A 20086-nucleotide genomic window follows, 5' to 3' on the forward strand; every position below is an offset into this window, starting at 1 on the left:
CGCCAAGCGGTGACTACTACGCCGCGGCCGCGGGCAAGACGGGCCCGGCGCTGAAGTCGGCGTTGAACGGCATCATCCGCAACCAGACCAAGCTCAGCTATGACCAGGTCTGGGACGCGTTGAAGGTCACCGACGAGGACCCGGCCAACCCCGCGAACGTCGTCCTGCTCTACAGCGGCCGCTCGCAGTCCAAGAGCTCCAACGGCGGCAACGCCGACGACTGGAACCGCGAGCACGTCTGGGCCAAGTCGCACGGCGACTTCGGCACCGCCACCGGCCCCGGCACGGACGTCCACCACCTGCGGCCGGAGGACGTGTCCGTCAACGCCGACCGCGGCAACAAGGACTTCGACAACGGCGGCACCGCCCGTTCCGAAGCACCCGGCAACTACGGCGACGCCGACTCGTGGGAGCCCCGCAACGCCGTGAAGGGCGACGTCGCGCGCATGCTGTTCTACATGGCCGTGCGCTACGAGGGCACCGACGGCTTCCCCGACCTGGAGATGAGGGACGCGGTCAACAACGGCACGCAGCCCTACCACGGCAAGCTGTCGGTCCTGCTGCAGTGGCACCGGCAGGACCCGCCGGACGCGTTCGAGCAGCGCCGCAACCAGCTGATCTACGACCGCTTCCAGCACAACCGCAACCCGTTCATCGACCACCCGGAGTGGGTCGCCGCTATCTGGAGCTGAGCCGTTCGAGGAAGGGGCGCTGCGCGGAGACGATCTTCGCGCTCGCCTCGTCCAGGCCGAACCACTCGACCCGGTCCACCTCGGGGAACGTCCTGCGCTGCCCCGACCTGGGCGGCCACTCCAGCTCGAACGTTCCCGGCGTGACCTGCGCGGGGTCGAGGTCACCCTCCAGCGCCCACACCGTGATCACCTTGCCGGACCCCTTGACCTCCCCGAGCGGGACCAGCTCCCCCTCCGGCACCGGCAGCCCGAGCTCCTCGGTGAACTCGCGCCGCGCCGCCGCCTCCGGCGTCTCGTCCTCGGTGTACTCGCCCTTCGGCACGGACCACGCGCCCGCGTCCTTGCGCGCCCAGAACGGGCCGCCCATGTGCCCGAGCAGGACTTCCAGCTGCGACGTTCTCCTGAACAGGAGGATTCCGGCGGACCGTTTCACACTGTCCAGCATGGCGGACTGGGTTTTGCACGTGGACCTCGACCAGTTCATCGCGGCGGTGGAGGTCCTGCGCGACCCGTCGCTGCGCGGCACACCCGTGGTGGTCGGCGGCAACGGCGACCCGGCCGAACGCGCCGTCGTGGCCACCGCGTCCTACGAAGCGCGCGCGTTCGGCGTGCACTCCGGCATGCCGCTGCGGACAGCGTTCAAGAAGCTCCCCGACGCCGTGTTCCTCCCCGTCGACCACGCCCTGTACGAGTCGGCGTCCGCGGACGTCATGGCGGTGCTGCGCTCATTCCCCGTGGTCATCGAGGTGGTGGGCTGGGACGAGGCGTTCGTCGGCGCCTCGGTCACCGACCCCTTCGAGCTGGCCCGGTCCCTGCAGGCGGCGGTGCTGTCCGCGACCGGCCTGCACTGCTCGGTCGGCATCGGCGACAACAAGCTGCGCGCCAAGCTCGCGACCGACTTCGGCAAACCGGCCGGCGTCTTCCAGCTCGTCCAGGCGAACTGGGCCGAGGTCATGGGCCACCGCCCCACGTCCGCGCTGTGGGGCATCGGCGCGAAAACCGCCCGCAAACTCGCCGAACTGGGCCTGACGACCGTCACCGACCTCGCGACCGCCGACCCCGGCGTACTGGCCGCCCGCTTCGGCCCGCGCATGGGCCCGTACTTCCGCACGATCGCACTCGGCGCCGGCGACACCGTGGTCAGCGCAACGCCGTGGGTGGTGAAGTCCCGCTCGCACGAGAAGACGTTCCAACAGGACCTGACGTCGTTGGACGACATCCGTCGCGAGGTCGTGGCGCTGGCCCACGAGGTGGCCACGGACGTGGTCGCCGAAGGCCGCCCAGCCGTGCGCATCGGCGTGAAGGTGCGCTTCGCACCGTTCTTCACCAACGTCCGCTCGATGAAACTGCCCGCGCCGACGTCCTCCGCTCACGCCTTGGCCGACGCCGCCCTGACCGTCCTCGCCCGCTTCGACCACAACCGCCCGGTACGCCTCCTGGGCGTTCGCGCAGAATTCTCTGCCGATGAGGTCGAACCAACGCCTTCTTCTTCGACGTATGAGTAAGTAGAAGATTTACCCGCAAGGAGAAGAAGATGATCGCCACACTGACCCACCGCGACCGCGCCGTTCTGCGCGCCGTCGCCGCTGGCCGCTGCCAGCTCTCCGGCACCGCACTCCTCGTCGACGGCCTCGGCTGCACCGACCAGTTCATCGGCACCCGCTTGACCACCGCGGGCCTGATCAGCGCCACCCCCGGCCCCGCCGCACTGACCACGGCCGGCCAGGCCGCACTCGCTGCCTGACCCATCCGGCTTCTGCGTCAGGCAGTGGTTGTCGAACCGATAGTGCCTTTCTGGGGTGCGGAACTGTTCGGCCGCTTTCCGGATCTTCTCCGCTGTTGCTTTCTCGCCCTCGGTTTCGATGACGCGCCCGTCTGGTGTTCCGCTGGAATGTGGATCGTGATTTCCTCCTGCGCGGGCGACAAGCGAGCGTTTCGCCGCGTGCGCGGCCCACGCACCGCGACCGCCGTCTCGAACGGCGTGGTGACCCCGGCCGTTCAGCCGCCAGGTCAGTCGCGTCCCCGCTGCCGTGACGACCAGATCGCGATCCGCTCCAGCCGCGCGCCGCATCTCCAGGCTGTCCACGCCACGACCTCATGGACCACCTCAAATCCATATGGGCCATCTCAAATCCATTGGCCCCGATGGGGACCATTGATCCCATGACCCCGCTCACCCGCGTCCTGCGCACCCTCGGCGGCCCCGCGGTGCTCGACGCCCTGACCCGCCTCCCCGGCAGCGAACTCACCACCGCCCTCCTCGCTCTGATGCACCGCCGCGCGGACGCGCTCTCCCCAGCCGACGTCCTGCGCCGCTACCGCACAGACCGCTTCGTGGCGCCTTACGCCGTGCCTTTCGCTGCCCTTCGCGCCTGCGAGGACCGGCTGCTCGCGGCGCTTCCGCCGTCGTTCTCGGTGGTCGGCCTCGCGCCGGTCGTACCGCTCGGAACCTGCTCGGCGGTCGCGGCGGTGGACCAGAACAACGTGCTCTCGACGGTGCGCGGCACCGAAGTGGCCGCCGACCCGACCAACGCGCTCGCCCTGGAAGCGGCGGTGCGCCGCGCCGAGCTCTCCGCACCCCACGGGGACGTCGTTCGGCTGGCGGCCGTGCAACGCGTCGTGCGCGCCCAACAGTTCGAAGGCGCCGGACGCTTCGCGCACTTCACGCTGTTCGGCGCGGTGACGGCCGGCCGCGACCGCGGCTCCCTCGCCTTCGAACGCGACGCCTTCGCCGAGCACGTCGCGTTCCTGCGGCAGGCGTGCGGCGACGTCGAGGTGCGGGTGAGCGTGCTGGACCCGCGCTTCGAGGCACTGCGCGGCGACCTGCCCGCGGACCCGTCACGCACCCCCGGCTACTACCAGGGCCTGTGCTTCAAGGTCTACCTGCACGGCGAGGAGATCGGCGACGGCGGCTTCGTCGACTGGACCCAGCGCCTGCTCGGCAACCGCAAGGAACGGCTGCTGATCAGCGGCGTGGGCGTGGACCGGCTCGCGATGCTCCACGGCTCGGCGGACTGAGCCGTCGTCGGCCCGTCCGGATCCTGCGGGGGTTCCATCGGGCGGCCCGCCACCCGCGCGTCGCTCGGCATCGACCGGTTGGCCTGGTGGGCGTCCGGCGAGTTCGAGCATCGAGCAGGCCGGTGACCGTCGCAGGCCCGTGGGTATCGCAAGTGAGGCTGTCGCTGCCGCCCCTCCCGCGTTCCTTGTCTGCGGGGCGGTGGAGGGTGTGGGTTTCGGACATCTGACAGACGACGCTCTGAGGGAATCAGGACAAGCTTCACTCGACCGGGTGGTCGGCGGCGGGCTGGTGGGCGGCGTAGCGGTGGGTCAGCTCCTGTTCGCGGTCGGTGGGCCAAGGGCAGCGGATGTCGCCCTGGGTGGCGGCGAAGAAGAGTTCCATGTGCACGTGCCAGGCGGCGAGTGCTTCGGGACCGTGGGCGTTCTCTTGGGTGAGGGTGACCGTGGTGCCTTGCAGGTGTTCATGGGTGAACTCCCAGCGGACGACGCCCTGCGGCGTGCCGTCGTGGAGCCACTCGTACTCCAGGAGGTGCGGGGGCTCGGCGCGGGTCACGCGGCCGGGAGTGAGGCCGGGGTGCGCGGCGCGGGGCGGGACCGTGGCGGTGGTGCCCTCGGTGAGGACGGACCAGACGTCGTGCAGCGGGATCCAGACGAGGTCGCGGACGAAGACGATGCCGGCCGGGGTGTCGGTGCCCTCGTCGAGGCCGAACTCGGCGATGTGGTGCTCGATGCGGGCGAGGTGCTCGGTCGGGGGCTTGAACTCCGTGCCGTCTGCGTGGGCGACCAGGGCGTCGAGGCAGGCGGTCCAGCCGGGGGCGTCGCGGCCCGCGGACAGCTTCGAGGTGATGACCGCGGTGAAGACCAGCAGGCAGCCGTCGGGGGTGGGCAGGAGCTCGAAGCGCAGCACGTCGTTGTGCCAGCGGAACGCGAAGACCTTCGGCGGGTCGGACTCGAGCAGTTCGCCCTCGCCGCCGTCGGCGTCGACCGGGGCGGCGTCCGGGAACGTGAAGCGCATCGCGCGGCCGTCGAGGGTGACCTCGGCGGGGAACCAGTGCTTCATCTCGGCCGGTTCGGTGACGACCCGCCAGACCTTCTCCGGCGAGTGCCGCAGCCGGCGCTCGAAGCGCAGGACGGGCTTGCCCTCGATCATCCGCAGTTCGGCGTCCACGGGTCAGGCCCCTTCGATCTCGTCGAGCCGGCGTTCCAGCGCGTCCAGGCTCTCCTCCCACATCGCGCGGTAGGGCGCGAGCCAGGCCTCCACCTCCGCCAGCGGGCGCGGGTTGACCCGGTACCAGCGGCGTTGGGCGTCGGTGCGCACCTCGACCAGACCGGCCTCCCGCAGCACCTTCAGGTGCTTCGAGACGGTCGGCTGGGTCAGCGTCAACCGGTCGACGAGGTCGCCGACCGGCCGCTCGCGTTCACGCAGCAGGTCGAGGATCTCCCGGCGACTCGGATCCGCCAGCACGGCGAAGGTAGATGCCATGCCAGCAATATAGCCTATGAGGCATATTTGTGGTCAGTCAGCCAAGCGGATGGCCACCTCCGTCGTCCACTTCGTCGGGTCGGGTTGCACAGCGGGGTCGGTGAAGCACGTCTCCAGGCGCGCACCCCAGCGGTCGCCGTCGCGGTCGAACGGCAGGTCCCGCGCGAGCAGCCGCCCGGTCACCTCCGCGAGGCCGTCCGGGTGGCCCTCGTACGCCTCCACGGCGTACCGGCCGGCGGGCAGCGTCGAGCAGAACACGTCGCCGTTCGCGGGCACCTCGGCGATGGTGGGGATGGCGGCCTCCACCTCGAACTCGGTGCCCGTCACGCGTGAGTACCGGAAGAACGGGGCTCCGAGGATCGGTAACTCGCGGTCGGCCAGCCACTGCATGACGTCCGCGAAGCGGTCGGCGACCTTGCCGAACGTCTCCTGCGTCACCGTGTCCTTGATCGCCGCATATGGCTGCTCTTCCCGGGTTTCGATGTCCATGGGTCCAAACTAGCCAGGACCCCTGACAAAAAATCTGCGATCCGCTGGAGGCCGCGCGGTTACCGTGGCGGTCATGCACCGCGTCCTCGACGTCGCCAGCTCCCCGGTGCGCGACCTCCTCGCGCTGACGTCCCGCCCCGAGGTGATCTCCTTCGCCGGTGGGCTTCCTGCTCCGGAACTGTTCGACCTGGACGGTCTGCGCGCCGCCTACGACGAGGCGTTGCGGGACCGCTCGGTGCTGCAATACGCCCCGACAGAAGGAAATTCCACGCTGCGCGGCCTCGTCGCCGAACGGTTGACGGCGCGCGGACTGCCCACATCGGACGTCCTCGTCACCACCGGCTCGCAGCAGGCGCTCACGCTGGTCGCGACGGCACTGCTGGAGCCCGGCGCCGTCGTCGCGGTGGAGGAACCGACGTATTTGGCTGCGTTGCAATGCTTCCAGCTGGCGGGAGCCCGCATCGTCCCGGTCGCGAGCGACGCCGAGGGCCTGGACCCGGCTTCGTTGCGTGAAGTCGTGGCCGCGCACCGTCCCTCGCTGCTCTACCTGGTCCCGACGTTCGCGAACCCGACCGGCTGCACGCTGTCCGCCGCTCGCCGCGCCGAGGTCGCCGAGATCGCCGCCGCGCACGACCTCTGGGTCGTCGAGGACGACCCGTACGGCGAGCTGCGGTACCGCGGCGACGCCGTCGCCCCGCTCGCATCCATCAGCGATCGAACGATCTACCTGGGCAGCTTATCGAAGATCGGCGCGCCCGGCATGCGGCTCGGCTGGCTGCGCGCTCCAGGCGACCTGCTGCGGACGCTGGTGGTCGTGAAGCAGGCAGCCGACCTGCACACGTCCACTGTGGACCAGGCTGCCGCGGCGATCTACCTGGCGCGCAACGACCTCGACGCGCACGTCAAGACGTTGTGCGCGGAGTACCGGCGGCGGCGCGACACGATGATCGACGCGTTGCCCGCGACCGTTCCGGACGGCACCACGTGGAGCGACCCGGACGGCGGCATGTTCGTGTGGCTGCGGCTGCCGGGCGAGGTCGACAGCGCGGTGCTGTTGATGGAGGCGCTGGAGCACGACGTGGCGTTCGTTCCGGGAGCGCCGTTCTTCGCGACGACACCGGACCACGCGACGTTCCGGATGTCCTTCACCACCAACACTCCCGAGGAGATCGCGGAGGGAATGTCACGGCTCGCCGGGGTGCTGCGGTGAGCCTGCTCGACGACGAGGCGCTGTGGCGCTCGTCGGTCGTGGCGAACTGCGCCATGAACCGCGAGCGCGGCCTCGCCGGGTACCGCCGCGAGCTCGGCCTGGACCTGCGGCTGCCGTCCGGCACGAGGTGGGTCGACCTCTGTTGCGGCTCCGGAAAAGCGCTCGCGGAGGCCGCACGCGCCGACGTGGCGATCACCGGCGTGGACCTGGTCGACCACCACGTGCCGGAACGCCCGGGGCTGCGGTTCGTGGTGGCGCCGGTCGACGAGTGGGAACCCGCAGCGGCCGTCGACCTCGTCACGTGCGTGCACGGGTTGCACTACGTGGGCGACAAGCTCGCCGTGCTGACCCGCGCCGTGTCGTGGCTGGCGCCCGGTGGCCGGTTCGTGGCGAACTTCGACGTCGCCAGCGTGCGTCGCGCCGACGGCAGCCCGTACGGCCGTGTGCTCACCAAGGCGTTGCGCGCGGCCGGATTCGGTTACGACACGCGGAAACGCCTGATCAGCTTCGCCGGTGAGGGGCGGCCGGCGTTGCCGTTCCGCTACCTGGGCGCGGACGACCGGGCCGGCCCGAACTACACGGGCCAGCCCGCCGTGCACTCCTGCTACGACCTGCTCAGCTGAACAGTTCGAGCGCGTCCTGGTGGTGCTCGCAGCGGCCACCGCCGGTCGCGATCGCGCAGGGCACGCCGCGCTTGGTGAGGGCGCCGCACTGCAACGCCGGGTCGTGGACGTGGCACAACCCGCTCGCCCCCGCGGTGATCGGGCACGACGTGCCCTTCTTGGTGGGCGCGCCGCACGGGTTCTCGCTCGGCTTCTGCGGTTGCCGGGGTTTGGCCGCCTTCTTCGGCTTCGCCGCGGGCTGCGTGATCTCGCGGCCCGTCACCTCCTCGACGCCGCGCACGGCCAGGCGGTCGGCGCGCTCGTTCTCGGGGTGGCCGGCGTGGCCCTTGACCCAGTGCCACTCGACGTCGTGCTGGTTCGCCGCTGCTTCGAGGCGGCGCCACAGGTCGGAGTTCTTGACCGGCTCGCGGGACTTCGTGAGCCAGCCGTTCGCCTTCCAGCCGTGCACCCAGGACGTGATCCCGTTGCGCACGTAGGTGCTGTCCGTGTAGAGCCGCACGGTTGAGCGCCGGGTCAGGCCCTCCAACGCCATGATCGGGGCCATGAGCTCCATGCGGTTGTTCGTCGTCGGGCCGATGTCACCGCCGTAGATGTCCTTCTCGTGCGTGCCGTAGCGCAGCACCGCACCCCAGCCGCCCGGTCCCGGGTTGGGGCTGCACGCACCGTCGGTGTAGATCTCGACCTCCATGCCCGATGAGGCTACCGACGAGGTCTGACAGCGCTGCGGTGGTGGTTGGCGGCGGTGATCAGGTCGGCCTCGCGGCCGTGTCGGGCAACGGCCTGCAGACCCACCGGCAACCCCTCGCAGAACCCGGCCGGAATGCTCAGCGCCGGATGCCCGCTCAGGTTGAACGCCCAGGTCAGGCTGGTGTTCACGCGCTCACCCGGCCCGTCGTGGCCGTGCGGCGGACCGGGCGTGCACGGCGTGAGCAGCAGGTCCGTGTGCTCGAAGAACGCGTCCAGGGCGGGGTTCGCGCCACAGCGCCCGGCGAACCAGTCGGCGGCGGGGTCCGCCAGGACGAGGTCGGCCGGAGCAGGCCGCAGGGCGAGCGCGGCCGCGTGCGCCACCGCGATCTGCTCGGCGTCGACGGTGGCGAAGCCCAGGTCGGGGGACCAGGCCGCGGTCACCGAGTCGGAACCGGCGCAGCCGAGGTAGAGCGCCAGGTCGTCGGGGTGGCGGGCGAACACGCCGACGGCCGAGCGTTCGGAGGAGGTCGTCTTCAGGCCGAAGACACCGCACCACGCGGCGGGGATGCGGATCGAGCCCGCGCCGTCCACGCCGGTGGCCAGCGGCACGACACCGGACGCCACGGCGACGGCGGAACCCGCCGAGGAACCGCCGGGAGTGCGGTCGGGGTGCCACGGGTTGCGGGTCACGCCGTGCGCGTTGCGGCCCCAGGTCTGCCACGGCGTGGTGCCGTCGGGAGTGGTGGTCAGCCCGATCGGGACGCAGCCCAGGGCCGTCAACCGTTCCCGGTGCGCGCGCCGCTCACCGCGTTTGACGGCGATCGGGACACCGGCGAGGGGCAGGGACGCGGAGCGCACGCGGCGGTCCACCTCGGCGGCGTGGTCCAGGCAGTCGAAGACCTCGGTGAACGCGCGGAGGTGCGGTTCCACGCGGGCGAGGCGGCCCAGTGCGGCGGCGACCTGGTCCACGGCGGTGGTGGCGCCGGTGTTCACGGCGCGGGCGATCTCGGTGGCGGTCAGTTCGGGCACCGCGCACATCATGGGGGAGGATCGTGCGGGTGAAGTGGACTCGTGCTGTGCACCACCTCGGAGAGCTCGCGGAGAAGTGCGCCGAGCTGCCGACCTCGTTCTTCCGGTTCCAGGTGGTCGAGCTGTGGGTCTTCGGCGACCTGCTGGACGTGCCGCGGGACGTGGACATGATCGACGTCGCGCTCGTGGTGGACCTGCCGGTCGACGAGGTGCCGTGGCGCAGCGAACCGGTCGGGGCGGAGCACTGGGCGAACTCGACGCGGCTGTCGCGCAACCCGTTCGCGGCGCACTGGCGGTCGGCGGGCGCGCCGGTGTGGAACCACCGGATCGAGCGACCCGCGCTGGTGTGGAGCGCGGCCGGCGGGATCGCCGAGGAGACGCTCGTCGCCGTGAGCGACGGCACGGGTGAGCTGGTGCGCCAGGCCGCGCCGTCACCAGACGAGCTGCGCAAGCGGGTCGAGGAGGAGCTGGAGGTCAGCCTCGCGGCGTTGCGGCGGGCCCAGCAGACCTACACCGACCACCGGTGGGCACCGGGCAAGCTGACACCGCACGCGGACGCGTTGTGGCGGGTCAGCGGCGGGTACCTGGAGCTGCTCGACGTGGTCAACTGATCCGATTCCACCCCGGCGTCCTGCGTGCTGGGTTACGTTCCGCGCTGTGCAGAACACCCGTCGTGAGCTCGGCTGGCTCTGGGGGCCGGTCGCGCTGGCGCTCCTCGCCCTGTTCACCGTGAGCGACGCCGACCTCGTCTCCACCCGCGGCGAGACGTTCGAGCTGAGCAAGTACGCCGTCGCGACACTCGGGATGCCGCTCGTGGCGGCGGTCGCCGGGGTGTGGTTCTCGCGGCGGTGGCCGTGGCTGCTGGTGGCGGGCACCCTCGGCGTCCTCGTCGCGACGACCGAGTCGCACGTGCACCTCACGAGCTCCCGGCCGGGCATCGCGAGCATCGTCGGGTCGCTGGGGACTGCGGGGGCGGTGCTGGTCGTCCTCGGCGCGCTGTCGGCGGCACGGGACGCCGCGCTGGCGGCGCTGGTCGTCGTGGTGCAGCTGCTGGGAACGGTGTTCCTCGGGCTGTCGTGGCTGTCGAGCCCGCTGCGGCCGGCGGCCCTGGAGATCACGCTGGCCGGGCTCGCGGTGGCCGGAGCGGTGCTGGCGGTGTTCGCGGCACGAACGGGCAAGGTGCCGGTCGAGTCACTCGACCGGCGCACCAAGGTGGTGGGCACCTTCGCCGCGCTGCTGCCGGTGGTGGTGGCGGTGCTCGGCCACCTCGTCGGACAGCCCTCCGCACCGGTGGTGGCAGGGGTGCTCCTGCTGGCCGGTGCCACCGCGATCGCGATCGCGCTGGGACGGGGCGCGCTGCTCAGGATCGCGACGGCGGGGCTCGTGCTGTTCGCGGTCGCCGCGCCGATCACGCTCGCCATCTACATGTCCGCCGGCAGCGTGGCCAACTACGCGCCCGCCGCACTGGTCGGTGTCGGGGTCGGGTTGCTCGCGGCGCAGCTGCGACAGCCGACGGTGGTGGCGGCGCTGGCGTGCGCGGTGCTCGCCGTGCTCATGGTGACGGTGGTCGAGCTCACCGGCGAGTACGCCGACGTGACGCAGGGCGGGCTGGGGGCGCTGGTCATCGGGCTGGCCATGGCGGCGGTGACGTCGTCGGCGGCGACCGCCGCGCCTACGTTGCTGCACCTGCGGGTGTTGCCGGTCGCGTTCGGGCTGGTGCTGGTGGGGTTCGCCGACGGGTTGCGGCAGGTTGTGCAGCCGGTGCTCGACTACGGGCGGGTGTGGGGGCAGTTGCCGGAAGCCGAGTACTTGCCGGTGTGGGGGTTGGTGCTGAGCGTGGCGGCGGCCGCGCTGGTGGTTGTGGCGATCGTGGACCGGAGGGCGAAGACCGCCACACTCGTGCGTGCCAACCCGGGTGGGCAGTCTTGACGAGAGCGGCGACGCCGGCGCCGTGTCAGGTCCTCTTGAAGTTCATCACCACGTCTTGCGCCGAAATCTCGCACAAGGCCAGCGGTTTCCGTGCGCGGATCCGGATCTCGGGTTCGACGTCGTCCAGCAGCTGGGCGACCTCGGGTGATCCCTGTGCGATCTCCTGAAGAGCCCGGAGCCGGTGGAAACTCGTTCGTGCGACCGAGTTCTTCACATCCGCGTCGGTGACGTCCACGAACGCGGCCACATCGCCCAGGCGGGCGCCCGTCACGATCGCGCAGAAGCGGTCCTGGTCCGTCACCGGAGCGACACCGTGGACGAGGCTGCGAACCCGGTCGAGCTCGCGATCAAGCCACTTCGACGACGGCAGTGCGCTGAGCGCCCAGCCCATGAGGAAGGGGTGAGCCATGTTCGGGTTCAGCTCGGTGCGGGTGATCTCGGGAACGGGCGCGTTGCTGACCCGGAGCCGGTGAACGGCCCAGCCGATCTCATACCAGTGTTCGCGCTCGTTGTAGATGATGGACTTCTCGATTCCGGCGGAGACCTGCGCAGCCAGCTGGTCGGTCACCCACGCCGCGCCGGGTACCTGCAGCCGGGTCGCGCAGTCGTGCAGCCGGTAGAGGTCCCACAACGACAGCCGGTCGGCGACGGTGTCCCTGCCGAGCCCGACCACGAGGTCGACCAGCTTCTTCGCTTCGTCGCGCTTCCTGGTGAGCACGAGTGACTCCGCGAACAGCGGCAGGGCGGCGAGGTCGGCGGGGCGACACCGTTCCAGGCGTCGCTGAACGGCCTCGAAGTTGATCTTCATCGCGATCTTCCACGGCCAGTCGCGCTGGCCGGGCACGGCTTCGCTCCACGTCAGGAACATCCGCAGCAGACCCGTCAGGCGCTTCACACACGTGATCCCCTGAAGGCTCTGGCTCTCCAGCCACTTCCGGTACAGGCCGGTGGCGGACTCCTTGTTCGAGGCGGTGGGCAACCAGCCGAGCTGGGTCAGGTAACGGGTGGCGCGGTACTGCTCGATGGGGTCTTGCAGGTGCAGGGCCTCACGGAAGAACGTTCGCCACACGTGCCGCCCGCGGGTGTCGTTCAGCAACTGCGCGCCGGTGCCTTCGGCGGCGCGTTCGGCGGCGTTCAGGAAGTCCAGCCCGGCCAGCGGGCTGTCGTACATGGCCTGTCGTGCTCTCCGCGCGAGCAAGGTGAGCTGCGCTGGTTGCGCGCTGGCGGTGTCCTCGTCGTCGGTCTCCACCGCCTCTGGCTGCGCCAGAGCCGTCACGACGGTTCGTGCGACGGTGCGGTCCAGGTGGGCCAGGTTGTGCATCGCGGTAGCGAGCTCCGCGGCGTTGTAGATGTTCCTGAGGCGCTTCTCGATGTCCTCCGCGTCGCCGAGCACCACGTTGAGCACGTCCTTGCCCGCGTCTGTGACACCACCGGCGATCAGGGTCTCGGCTGCGGCCGCGCAGGCCACCGTTGCTTCCGACGTCGAGATGCCCTGCATGTACTGCGACGGCATCTCGTTGAACGCCTCGATGAACCTGCCGATCAGGTGCGGGAAAAGCGCGCGCCCCAGCCGGTGGTAGTGCATCTGGGCCTGTGCGTTCTGCATCCCGATCATGCCGTTGAACACGCCCTCGTCCCACAGCCGGCCCTGGAGGCTGCGCAAGAAGTCCCAACCGAGGTCCGCGTGCTCTCCCAGCCTGAGGGCGAGCTGCGGACCCCAGTGGCTGACTCCTCGGTTCACCGCGTGGACGATGACGTTCAGCGCGATCTCCACGAGCTGCTTGCGGTAGGACGCCTCGGTGCCCCAGATCTCCTTCAGGAGGTGGTACCTCGTCGACGACCGCGTGTCGAGGCGGATCCGTTCGACCACCCAGTCGAAGCCGAGGTCCTCCGCGACCAGCGTGCCGAAGCCGGCGTGCTCGCGGAGGACGTTCTCGTCGATGGCCGTCAGTGCCGCGAGCAACATGCCGGTTCCCTTGCCGTCCCGCTGCTTCCTGGCGATCTCCGCCAGGTCCTCCGCGAGCTCGACGTCCGGCTCGTAGCCGCCTCTCGGGTAGAGGACCTGGATCGCCCTGTTGAGGTGCAACCGGCGAGTCGTGTTCAGCAGCATCGCTGTGTCGGCAGGGGGCGTCGAGGAGCGGATGATCTTGCTGATCTCGTCGCTGAACGAGGTGAGCTCGTTGAGGACCCTGTTGGCGAAGACGACCCTGATCTCGCCGATCTGCGAGAGCACGAGGTGCACGTCGCGCGCGGACTCCCCGGCGAGCGCCCGCAGCAAGGCGGGCTTCGCAGCGTGCAACCTCTCGGTCCAGTCCTCGTCGGGCTTGTCGAAGTGCACCCACAACGCGAGCCTGAGCAACGTCAACGTGAAGCTCGCGTCCGAAGGGGGGATGCCCAGCAGTCTGCGGACCTCGGGGTGTTCCGCGATCGCCTCGTGGCGGTCCGGGTGTTCCGACCGGTTGATGGCCCGCGTGGCCAGTTGGTCGACGCGGTACACCAGCAGGCACTCCATGAGGGAGGTGTGGTCGAGACCGGTCAGCAGGTCGCGCGCACCCTCGATCACGATCTCGTCGATCTTCGGGTCGTTGAACCTGAGGAGGAGGTTCAACAGCCCGTAGGTGTCGTGTTTGCTGGCGTAGCCGATCCGCAGCGCGTGTTCCGCGGCGTTGCGCACCCAGCTCAGGCAGTGCCCGAAGAGGTCGCCGTCGATGGACGTGCGGTAGCGGGAGACGACCCCCGCGACCATCATGAGCGTCGACTGGCGGAGGTCGATCTGGAGTCCGCTGATCCGGCTCGCGAGCAGCTCGCACAGCTCGTCGACCCTCTTGCCGAACAGGCCACCGGAGGACCGCAGGAGCGCGGCGATCTCGTCCGACCCGGCCGTGGTCAGCCACAGCTTGAACTCGTCGCTCTCGGCGAACTCCTCGATGACACGCCGCGCCAGCACCGGGCCGTGCATGCGCAGGCTGAAGATCGCGGTCGGGATGGTGTTCCTCGTCGGCTTGTCGTCCGACTTGGCGGCACGGCAGAGCTCCGCCGCGGAGTACCTGGCGATCGCCGCCTCACCCGCTTCGGCTCGCGGGCGTGCGGGGTCTGCCGCGCCGGCGAGCTGATCGCAGGCGAGCAGGATCCGCTCGCCCGCTGACACGTTGTTCAGGGTGAGGTAGCCCGGCACAGCGGTGGGGGAGAAACCGAGCTGGGGCAACTCGTCGACATCGAGGAAGTCGGTCAGCTCGGCCTGAGGGGTGGGACGCTTCAGGATCACCCTCGTAGCCGCGATGGCCAGCGTTTCGCGTTGGTCACCGGTGAGTCGTGCGAAGACGCCGGAGTTGTCCTCGACGTCCTCGTCTTCCCCCCGTGCGACGCGCAGGAGCTCGTCGCACAGATCCCGCAGGTTCGCGTCGTTGCGCTGCGTGATGTCGCGGAGCTGATCGTCGGTGAGCTCGCCGAGCAGGTCGGGCAGGCTCTTGCGCAGTGACTCGGCGAAGTCCAGGCTCTGCTCCGGCCCGCTGATCGCGTGCACCACGGGACAACCGCCAGTGGTCCACTCGGCGCCGGGCCCCGACTCGAACTGGGGCAGGGCGAAGATGGACACCTCGAGCTTCTGCGCGACGTCGCGGAGGATGTCAGCGATGTCGCCGGAGTTGCTCACCGGGCGCATCCCCATCAGCACCAGCAACCGCCGCTGGTACTTGCGTTCCGGTTCGCAGGCGAACGCCGCCCTGCCCACCCGGATGAGCTCGTCGCGCGTGGTGAGCTCCTGGTCGGAGTCGGTGTTCAGCGTCACGCACTGCCAGTTCAGGGCGGTCATCTGCGTGGTCACCTGGGTCACCGTCACCCGCTTGCCGCACTTGGTCCCGCCGCCGAAGAGGACGACCGGGACCTCGTCCCTCCACAACATCTGCTTGACGATCTGGCTCTGCTGGGTCCGGATCTCCGGCAACGGATCGTTCTTCGGGGTGACGTCCGCCTTGCGCCACTTGCAGTCCGCCAGCACTGCGGCGAAGCGCTCGCGCCTCCAGTTCGCCCAGGCGTTCTCGAAGAGGAACGCAGCGAGCCCGGCCAGTCCGCGCTGATTGTCGTCGGTCGTGCGTTCATGGTCGGCTGTTCGCAACAGCCAACCTGTCGTCGTGGGCACGAGCAGGGCGTTGAAACGGCCGTCGGCCTTGACCGCATCGTGGTGCTTCGAGATCTCGTCCTTGGACAACGGCGCGAACTCGGAACCGGACCACCTGCCGACCGCGACGATGCCGGTCGGTAGCGGGATTCCCGTCGTCGCGGTCAGCAACGAGACGCATTCGGCCAGCACCGTGGAGGAGTCGTGCAGCCACCGCGGCGCACGCGTGACGAGTTCGGGGATGCGTGCCAGCTCACGAGGTCCGAACTCGCTCATGGCCACCCGGACGACCTCCAGCGCCTGTGTCCGCGAGTTCGGCACTGCTTCCGCGGGAACGACGATGACGACCGGGACCTCATCGTCGTGGTACGTCACGGACATCGGTGTGCCGGCGGGGAGCGGGGTACCGGGCGCCGGAGTTCTCGCCTGCGCCAGCTGAGCTTGCAGTGCGCTGACCTCGTCGAGCAGGCCTTCCTCGATCAGCTCCAGCGCGCCTGCCTGCTCGTCGCTGTTCAGCAGCCGCTCCACCAGCAGTTCGACCGCAGGAGCAAAGCGGCGTGCGGTTGCGGCGGGCAGACCGTCCACGTGCTCGGCGTTCGCTGCTAGGTCCCTGAGCACCCGTGAGAGCTCGTCGATCGTCGAGTCCTCGCGAGCCAGGAGGTCGGCTTCGACCAGGACGGCCGTCAGTGCGTCGGGCGATTGCAAGATCAAGACCTCCGTTTCACTCGAACTGGCGTTCCCGCTGCGGAACACCGCTGGGCGGACGGACAGGTGGTGCCAAGAACGTCGCTGGCTGGTCTCCAGACGTAACAGTCGTCGCCCGTTCAGCCCAGCCGCAGGCTGACCAGGGCGGACCTGGTGGTGACCAGGAGCAGGTCCGCCCTCGTGAACGCGGCCGCCACACCGGCTTCGTGGAGCGGCACGTCGAAGGACTGGCCGGTCGAAAGATGCCAGACGCGCACCGAGTTGTCCTGCGTGGCTCGCACCGCGGCGACCCAGCGATCTCCCACTGCCAGGCTTTCCACACCGTTGAGGCGGCCGAGCGCGTACGCGGGTCTTCCGGGCGCATCGACCCACAGGACTTCGTCGTGCATCCATGCCGCACTGATGCCGTCGTAGGACAACGCCAAGGCGCTGGAGTAGCCACCGCGGTACGCCGTGCGGACGGTGGGTCTCGCGGTGCTGTTCCTGTTCCACAGGTGCAGAAGGCCGGTCTCCGTCGCAACCGACAGCACGGTGCGGGCGATGCACACCGCTTTCGCGTCGGGCACGTCGACCGGTTCCTGGAGCGCTCGGCCGTCACGGCCGTCGATCATGTGCAGCACGCCGTCCCCGAGCGCGGCGACGCGGAGGTCGGTGTCGACGGAGACGGCCTCGATGCGCTCGGCTGCTTCGACGGTGATCAGTTCCTTTCGCGCGCAGTCCCAGATCGCTACCAGGCCGGTGTGGGTTCCGAGCACCACCATCGGCTCACCGTCGACGGTCGTCACCGCGCATGCTGATATGTCCCTGATATCGGCGTGTCCGAGCCGATGTGCCACCTCGAACGAGGAGGGGCTCCAGACGGTGACGACCTCGTCGTCGTGGACCGTCACGCAGTGCGCCGCGTCCGACCCGCTGTCGACGGCGACGAGGGTGATTTCGTCGGTGTCCTCCGGGCAGGGCCGGTAGCGCTGCACCTCGACCGGCACACCGGTCACCCGCGCCTGCTCGGCCAGGTGGGTCAACCCGGCCGCGTGCGCGTGCAACGCCAGCAGGATCGACCGGGACGGCCGGGGCAGTGACGAGTGGCGGATTCGATGCCACACCTCGAGGAGCGGCTCTTTGCCCACCGCGCGCAAAGCTTCGCCGATGGCGCTGCTCGGAGCCGCCAGGAGGAAACTGGCGTCGTCGAGCAGGTCCACGCCCTGAGGCCTGGCGGCCACTCCCGCCAGCAGTTCCAGGTACACGTGATCGGCGGAGTCCCAGTGCCGTTCGTGCCCCCCGTTCGTGGGGATGAGACCGAGCAGAGCGGGGAGCAACGTTGCGTCCGAAGTCCGGTATGCGCCGCCCTGCAGGCTGAACCGCAGCAGCCAGGTGTCCTTCTCCTCGTCGTGCGTGAGGTACCTGCCGAGCCGGCCCACGACGACCAGGACGTCGTCCTCGGTGCACGGCTGGTTCGAGAGCGCTGTGGCGAGCCGTGCCCATTGACGGACCGTCAACGGCTTGCGCAGAGCGAGTGGCGAGAGCAACTGGGAGACCCGGGAGTGCGAGTGGTCGGTGGCGAGCTCCTGTTCGCAGTAGCCCGTCAGAACCCTTCCCACTGCTGGGACCGCTTGGTCGACGTCCCCCGTATCCACCAATGCTCCCGCCGCGTGCGCGGCGGCCTGGAAGGACTCGCAGCACTGGTCGGTCACCTCGTCGAACCTGCGTGCCAGCTCGGCTTCCCTGCTCCGCGTATCAGGTGATCTGGTTGCGCGGAATCGCAGGTAGTCCGGTAGGTCGGCCGCGTAGTCGTCGAGGTCGACCCGTCGTGCCGCCGCCACGGACGCGAGGACGCTCGGAGGACCGGCCACCACCACGCGGAGCCCCGGCCGTTGCGCCAGAGCCACGACCTGATCCAGCACGTCCTGTGTGGGCGGTTCCGTCGCGGACACGTCGACCAGCAGAACTGATCGCTGCGTCTCCGTTGCGGTGTGACCGAGCACCGTGCTCATGGGTGTCAGGCGGCTGAGCGGGAGGTAGTCGACCGCCAAGTCGGACCGCACCCGGCCCGTGCGCCGTTGAGCGACGGGCGGCACCGCTGCCCAGAGCTCCCTGGACGTGGTGATCTGGGTCCAGCGCAGCAACGCGGTCTTCCCCGAGCCGCGCGATCCGGTGATCACGAGCGGGCCCGGCCGGTCGTCACCCAGGTGCTCGTCGATCGCTGCGAGGGCCTCTCTGCGTCCGGTGAAGTACCAGCCCGGCTGCTCAGCCGCCTCCACGCCGCGCGCGGACCCCACCCAGCTGACCAGACCGTCCGGCAGCTGCCTCGGCATGTGATGCGGGTCCAGCAGCAGACCGCACGTGTTGTTGGTCAAAGCGATCAGATTGGCCTGCTGGGACGCGGTGTCCAGGTGCTCGTTGATCACGCCGACGAACTTGGTGATGTCGATCTGTTCCTGGTTCCCCTCGGCTGAGGCCAGGCTCGCGGTGAAGGCCTCCGCGAACTTGCCCACCTCCGCGTTCTCCAACCTGCGGGCCGCGGAGATGACCCACAGGTTCGGTCCACGGCCGCTCGTGCCAGACGCCTCGGCTTCCAGCTTCACGATGTTCAGCCCGGCCGTGCCGGACATGCACGTGTCGACAATCAGGAGGAAGTCGTCGAGGACGTGCGTGTTGAGAGCCCAACTGGCCAGGTTGGCCGCGGGGACGAAACGGGCGCTCGGCGTCACTGGTTTGCCAGGGGGCGGTGGCGTGGCGTCCGCCGATGGCAGGAACAGGGTGTTCGGTGTGGAGACGACGCCGTGTCCCGTGTAGTAGACGACCAGGCTCGCCCGGTCGCCGTCGCGGGAGGTCGCCTCCCGCTCGGTCACCCAGTCTTCCAGCGCCTGCTCCAGCTCGACCGGGCCACGCCGGTCTTCTTCGGGCGGCTCGATCTCGGTGTAGCCGAGGTTCGTGAACGCCGCGCGCATCAACGCGACTTCCCGGGTCACGTCGTCGGCGTCGAGCTTCCTGTGGCCGGAGTAGTCCGACAGCGCACCGATCAGGAAGAAGCGCTCAGCGGAGTGCATCTATCAACGCCGTGGCAGTGCTCAGGTTCCGAAGGTATTGGGACGCGTCATGACCGCGGATGATGGTGTTGATCGCCGGCCGATCGTCGATGCGGCGGTCGTACGGCGTCCGCAGCTTCTTCACGAGAGCGACCGGATCCTCCTTCGCCGCCACGTTCACCCACGTCCGCACCGACCCCGGCCACTCAGTTCCGCGCGACAGGGCGGGCGAGATCCGCTTCATGATGCCGGGAAGACCCAACGGGGATCCCAGGGTGATCAGGGTGCGGGCCGGCCACTCCGGATGTGCGCGCAACGCCTCGTACGCGGCGACGCTGCCCAGCGAATGCGCGACCACGACCTTCGTGTCGTCCTCCATCGCGATCTCGATCTCCCGGTGCACGGCCGCGCGGAACGCGGTGTCGGCGAAGTACCTGCGCACCTGCTTGATCAGCCACAGCACCCCGGACGTGGTCGCCGAACCGAAGAACGGGGTGTTCACCAGACCGCGCAGGGCGGTCTGGAACGAAGAGGGAAGACCCAGCTTGTCCTGTCCGGAACCCGCAGGCGCGATCCCGGCTGCTTCGACCATGCCGAACAGGATTTCCTGCTCGAACTCGTCCAGGTCCTCGGGGTCGTCCGCCGTGATCCCGGTGGTGCCCTTGCCGTCCAGGTAGAGGTGCCCGTAGTAGGCGACGCGGACCTCTACGGAGTGCGGATCGGGGTGGTGGTTCTCCTGCAGGCCGATGCGCACCCGCTCGGTCCACTCCCGCTGAGTAGCGGGACCGGTCGCCTGATCACACCAGATGCCGTGCACACCGAGAATGGCAGCCATCGAGCCAGAATATCCGCGGAGCACCTCCCGCGACCGCGGTTCTTCCCAATGTCGTTCGGGACGTACCGGGAAGATCACGATCGCCCAGGTCACCGGCCGCAGGCGGCGCGCCACGCCGCGAGAGACAGGTGCTGCTCGCCGAGGGTCGAGTCGTCGCCGGCGTAGAACCACGTGTTGCCGGTGAAGCGGTCCTGCCTGCACCTCCCCAGGAGAGCGAATCAGACGAACGGTGAACGCATCTGG

15 protein-coding genes and 2 pseudogenes are annotated in these 20086 nt (G+C 69.7%); 8 read left to right on the forward strand and 9 right to left on the reverse strand.

What is annotated here, in order from left to right:
• Nucleotides 1-11 precede the first annotated feature (11 nt).
• A pseudogene (locus tag AB0A63_RS31985) lies at nt 12-692 on the forward strand (endonuclease); the annotation flags it as partial.
• Here the strand turns inward: AB0A63_RS31985 and AB0A63_RS31990 are convergent.
• Nucleotides 679-1137, reverse strand: a complete 459-nt coding sequence (locus tag AB0A63_RS31990; RefSeq protein WP_360397773.1) for an NUDIX domain-containing protein — start codon at nt 1135-1137, stop codon at nt 679-681. The pseudogene AB0A63_RS31985 and the gene AB0A63_RS31990 overlap by 14 nt on opposite strands.
• Here AB0A63_RS31990 and AB0A63_RS31995 point away from each other — a divergent pair.
• The 3 genes from AB0A63_RS31995 to AB0A63_RS32005 all read left to right on the forward strand — a co-directional run bounded on the left by AB0A63_RS31995 (nt 1136) and on the right by AB0A63_RS32005 (nt 3710).
• The gene (locus AB0A63_RS31995; RefSeq protein ID WP_360397775.1) at nt 1136-2197 is read left to right on the forward strand and encodes a DNA polymerase IV; all 1062 of its coding nucleotides are present in this window, start codon (nt 1136-1138) and stop codon (nt 2195-2197) included. The genes AB0A63_RS31990 and AB0A63_RS31995 overlap by 2 nt on opposite strands.
• Nucleotides 2198-2226: 29 nt before the next feature.
• Nucleotides 2227-2436, forward strand: coding sequence for a hypothetical protein (locus AB0A63_RS32000; protein ID WP_360397777.1), 210 nt, complete (start codon nt 2227-2229; stop codon nt 2434-2436).
• Between the two features lie 419 nt (nt 2437-2855).
• Nucleotides 2856-3710 (forward strand): hypothetical protein, encoded by an 855-nt coding sequence (locus AB0A63_RS32005; protein WP_360397779.1) that lies wholly within the window; start codon nt 2856-2858, stop codon nt 3708-3710.
• A 259-nt stretch (nt 3711-3969) separates the two neighbouring features.
• Here the strand turns inward: AB0A63_RS32005 and AB0A63_RS32010 are convergent, their stop codons facing one another.
• The 3 genes from AB0A63_RS32010 to AB0A63_RS32020 are packed head-to-tail and all read right to left on the reverse strand — an operon-like array spanning nt 3970 to nt 5682.
• Complete coding sequence (locus AB0A63_RS32010; protein WP_360397781.1) at nt 3970-4878, reverse strand: SRPBCC family protein; 909 nt, start codon at nt 4876-4878, stop codon at nt 3970-3972.
• Nucleotides 4879-4881: 3 nt separating this feature from the next.
• Nucleotides 4882-5193 (reverse strand): metalloregulator ArsR/SmtB family transcription factor, encoded by a 312-nt coding sequence (locus AB0A63_RS32015; RefSeq protein WP_360397783.1) that lies wholly within the window; start codon nt 5191-5193, stop codon nt 4882-4884.
• Nucleotides 5194-5226: 33 nt separating this feature from the next.
• Nucleotides 5227-5682: a GyrI-like domain-containing protein gene (locus AB0A63_RS32020; protein WP_360397785.1), complete on the reverse strand. Its 456-nt coding sequence runs from the start codon at nt 5680-5682 to the stop codon at nt 5227-5229.
• 73 nt (nt 5683-5755) lie between these two features.
• Here AB0A63_RS32020 and AB0A63_RS32025 point away from each other — a divergent pair, with 73 nt between their 5' ends.
• Together AB0A63_RS32025 and AB0A63_RS32030 are read left to right on the forward strand one after the other, a co-directional pair.
• Entirely contained in the window at nt 5756-6892 is a 1137-nt protein-coding gene (locus tag AB0A63_RS32025) for a PLP-dependent aminotransferase family protein (RefSeq protein WP_360397787.1), read from the forward strand.
• Nucleotides 6889-7515 (forward strand): class I SAM-dependent methyltransferase, encoded by a 627-nt coding sequence (locus AB0A63_RS32030; RefSeq protein ID WP_360397789.1) that lies wholly within the window; start codon nt 6889-6891, stop codon nt 7513-7515. Before AB0A63_RS32025 ends, AB0A63_RS32030 begins: the two co-directional genes overlap by 4 nt.
• A gap of 262 nt (nt 7516-7777) precedes the next feature.
• Here the strand turns inward: AB0A63_RS32030 and rnhA are convergent.
• Nucleotides 7778-8203, reverse strand: a pseudogene (rnhA, locus tag AB0A63_RS32035) (ribonuclease HI); the annotation flags it as partial.
• A gap of 11 nt (nt 8204-8214) precedes the next feature.
• On the reverse strand, nt 8215-9231 hold the full coding sequence (locus tag AB0A63_RS32040) for an amidase (protein WP_360397791.1): 1017 nt from the start codon (nt 9229-9231) through the stop codon (nt 8215-8217).
• Nucleotides 9232-9278: 47 nt separating this feature from the next.
• Here AB0A63_RS32040 and AB0A63_RS32045 point away from each other — a divergent pair, with 47 nt between their 5' ends.
• Both AB0A63_RS32045 and AB0A63_RS32050 read left to right on the forward strand, forming a co-directional pair.
• Nucleotides 9279-9842 (forward strand): hypothetical protein, encoded by a 564-nt coding sequence (locus AB0A63_RS32045; RefSeq protein WP_360397793.1) that lies wholly within the window; start codon nt 9279-9281, stop codon nt 9840-9842.
• 46 nt (nt 9843-9888) lie between these two features.
• Complete coding sequence (locus AB0A63_RS32050) at nt 9889-11160, forward strand: hypothetical protein (protein ID WP_360397795.1); 1272 nt, start codon at nt 9889-9891, stop codon at nt 11158-11160.
• Between the two features lie 25 nt (nt 11161-11185).
• On the opposite strand, the gene AB0A63_RS32055 is transcribed toward AB0A63_RS32050, so the two are convergent.
• The 3 genes from AB0A63_RS32055 to AB0A63_RS32065 form a co-directional block, all read right to left on the reverse strand.
• Nucleotides 11186-15982, reverse strand: a complete 4797-nt coding sequence (locus tag AB0A63_RS32055; protein ID WP_360397797.1) for a hypothetical protein — start codon at nt 15980-15982, stop codon at nt 11186-11188.
• A gap of 119 nt (nt 15983-16101) precedes the next feature.
• Nucleotides 16102-19029 (reverse strand): hypothetical protein, encoded by a 2928-nt coding sequence (locus tag AB0A63_RS32060; RefSeq protein WP_360397799.1) that lies wholly within the window; start codon nt 19027-19029, stop codon nt 16102-16104.
• Nucleotides 19016-19957 carry a hypothetical protein gene (locus AB0A63_RS32065; protein ID WP_360397801.1) on the reverse strand — a complete coding sequence of 314 codons (942 nt, stop codon included), beginning with the start codon at nt 19955-19957 and terminating at the stop codon, nt 19016-19018. The genes AB0A63_RS32060 and AB0A63_RS32065 overlap by 14 nt, the downstream gene beginning before the upstream one ends.
• Nucleotides 19958-20086: the final 129 nt, after the last annotated feature.

Source organism: Lentzea sp. NPDC042327 (genome assembly GCF_040647275.1).
GTDB lineage: Bacteria > Actinomycetota > Actinomycetes > Mycobacteriales > Pseudonocardiaceae > Lentzea.

Coding starts and splice junctions, on each gene's coding strand:
- AB0A63_RS31995 (WP_360397775.1), top strand. CDS start 1,136: ATGGCGGACTGGGTTTTGCACGTGGACCTCGACCAGTTCATCGCGGCG.
- AB0A63_RS31990 (WP_360397773.1), bottom strand. CDS start 1,137: ATGCTGGACAGTGTGAAACGGTCCGCCGGAATCCTCCTGTTCAGGAGA.
- AB0A63_RS32000 (WP_360397777.1), top strand. CDS start 2,227: ATGATCGCCACACTGACCCACCGCGACCGCGCCGTTCTGCGCGCCGTC.
- AB0A63_RS32005 (WP_360397779.1), top strand. CDS start 2,856: ATGACCCCGCTCACCCGCGTCCTGCGCACCCTCGGCGGCCCCGCGGTG.
- AB0A63_RS32015 (WP_360397783.1), bottom strand. CDS start 5,193: ATGGCATCTACCTTCGCCGTGCTGGCGGATCCGAGTCGCCGGGAGATC.
- AB0A63_RS32020 (WP_360397785.1), bottom strand. CDS start 5,682: ATGGACATCGAAACCCGGGAAGAGCAGCCATATGCGGCGATCAAGGAC.
- AB0A63_RS32025 (WP_360397787.1), top strand. CDS start 5,756: ATGCACCGCGTCCTCGACGTCGCCAGCTCCCCGGTGCGCGACCTCCTC.
- AB0A63_RS32060 (WP_360397799.1), bottom strand. CDS start 19,029: ATGCACTCCGCTGAGCGCTTCTTCCTGATCGGTGCGCTGTCGGACTAC.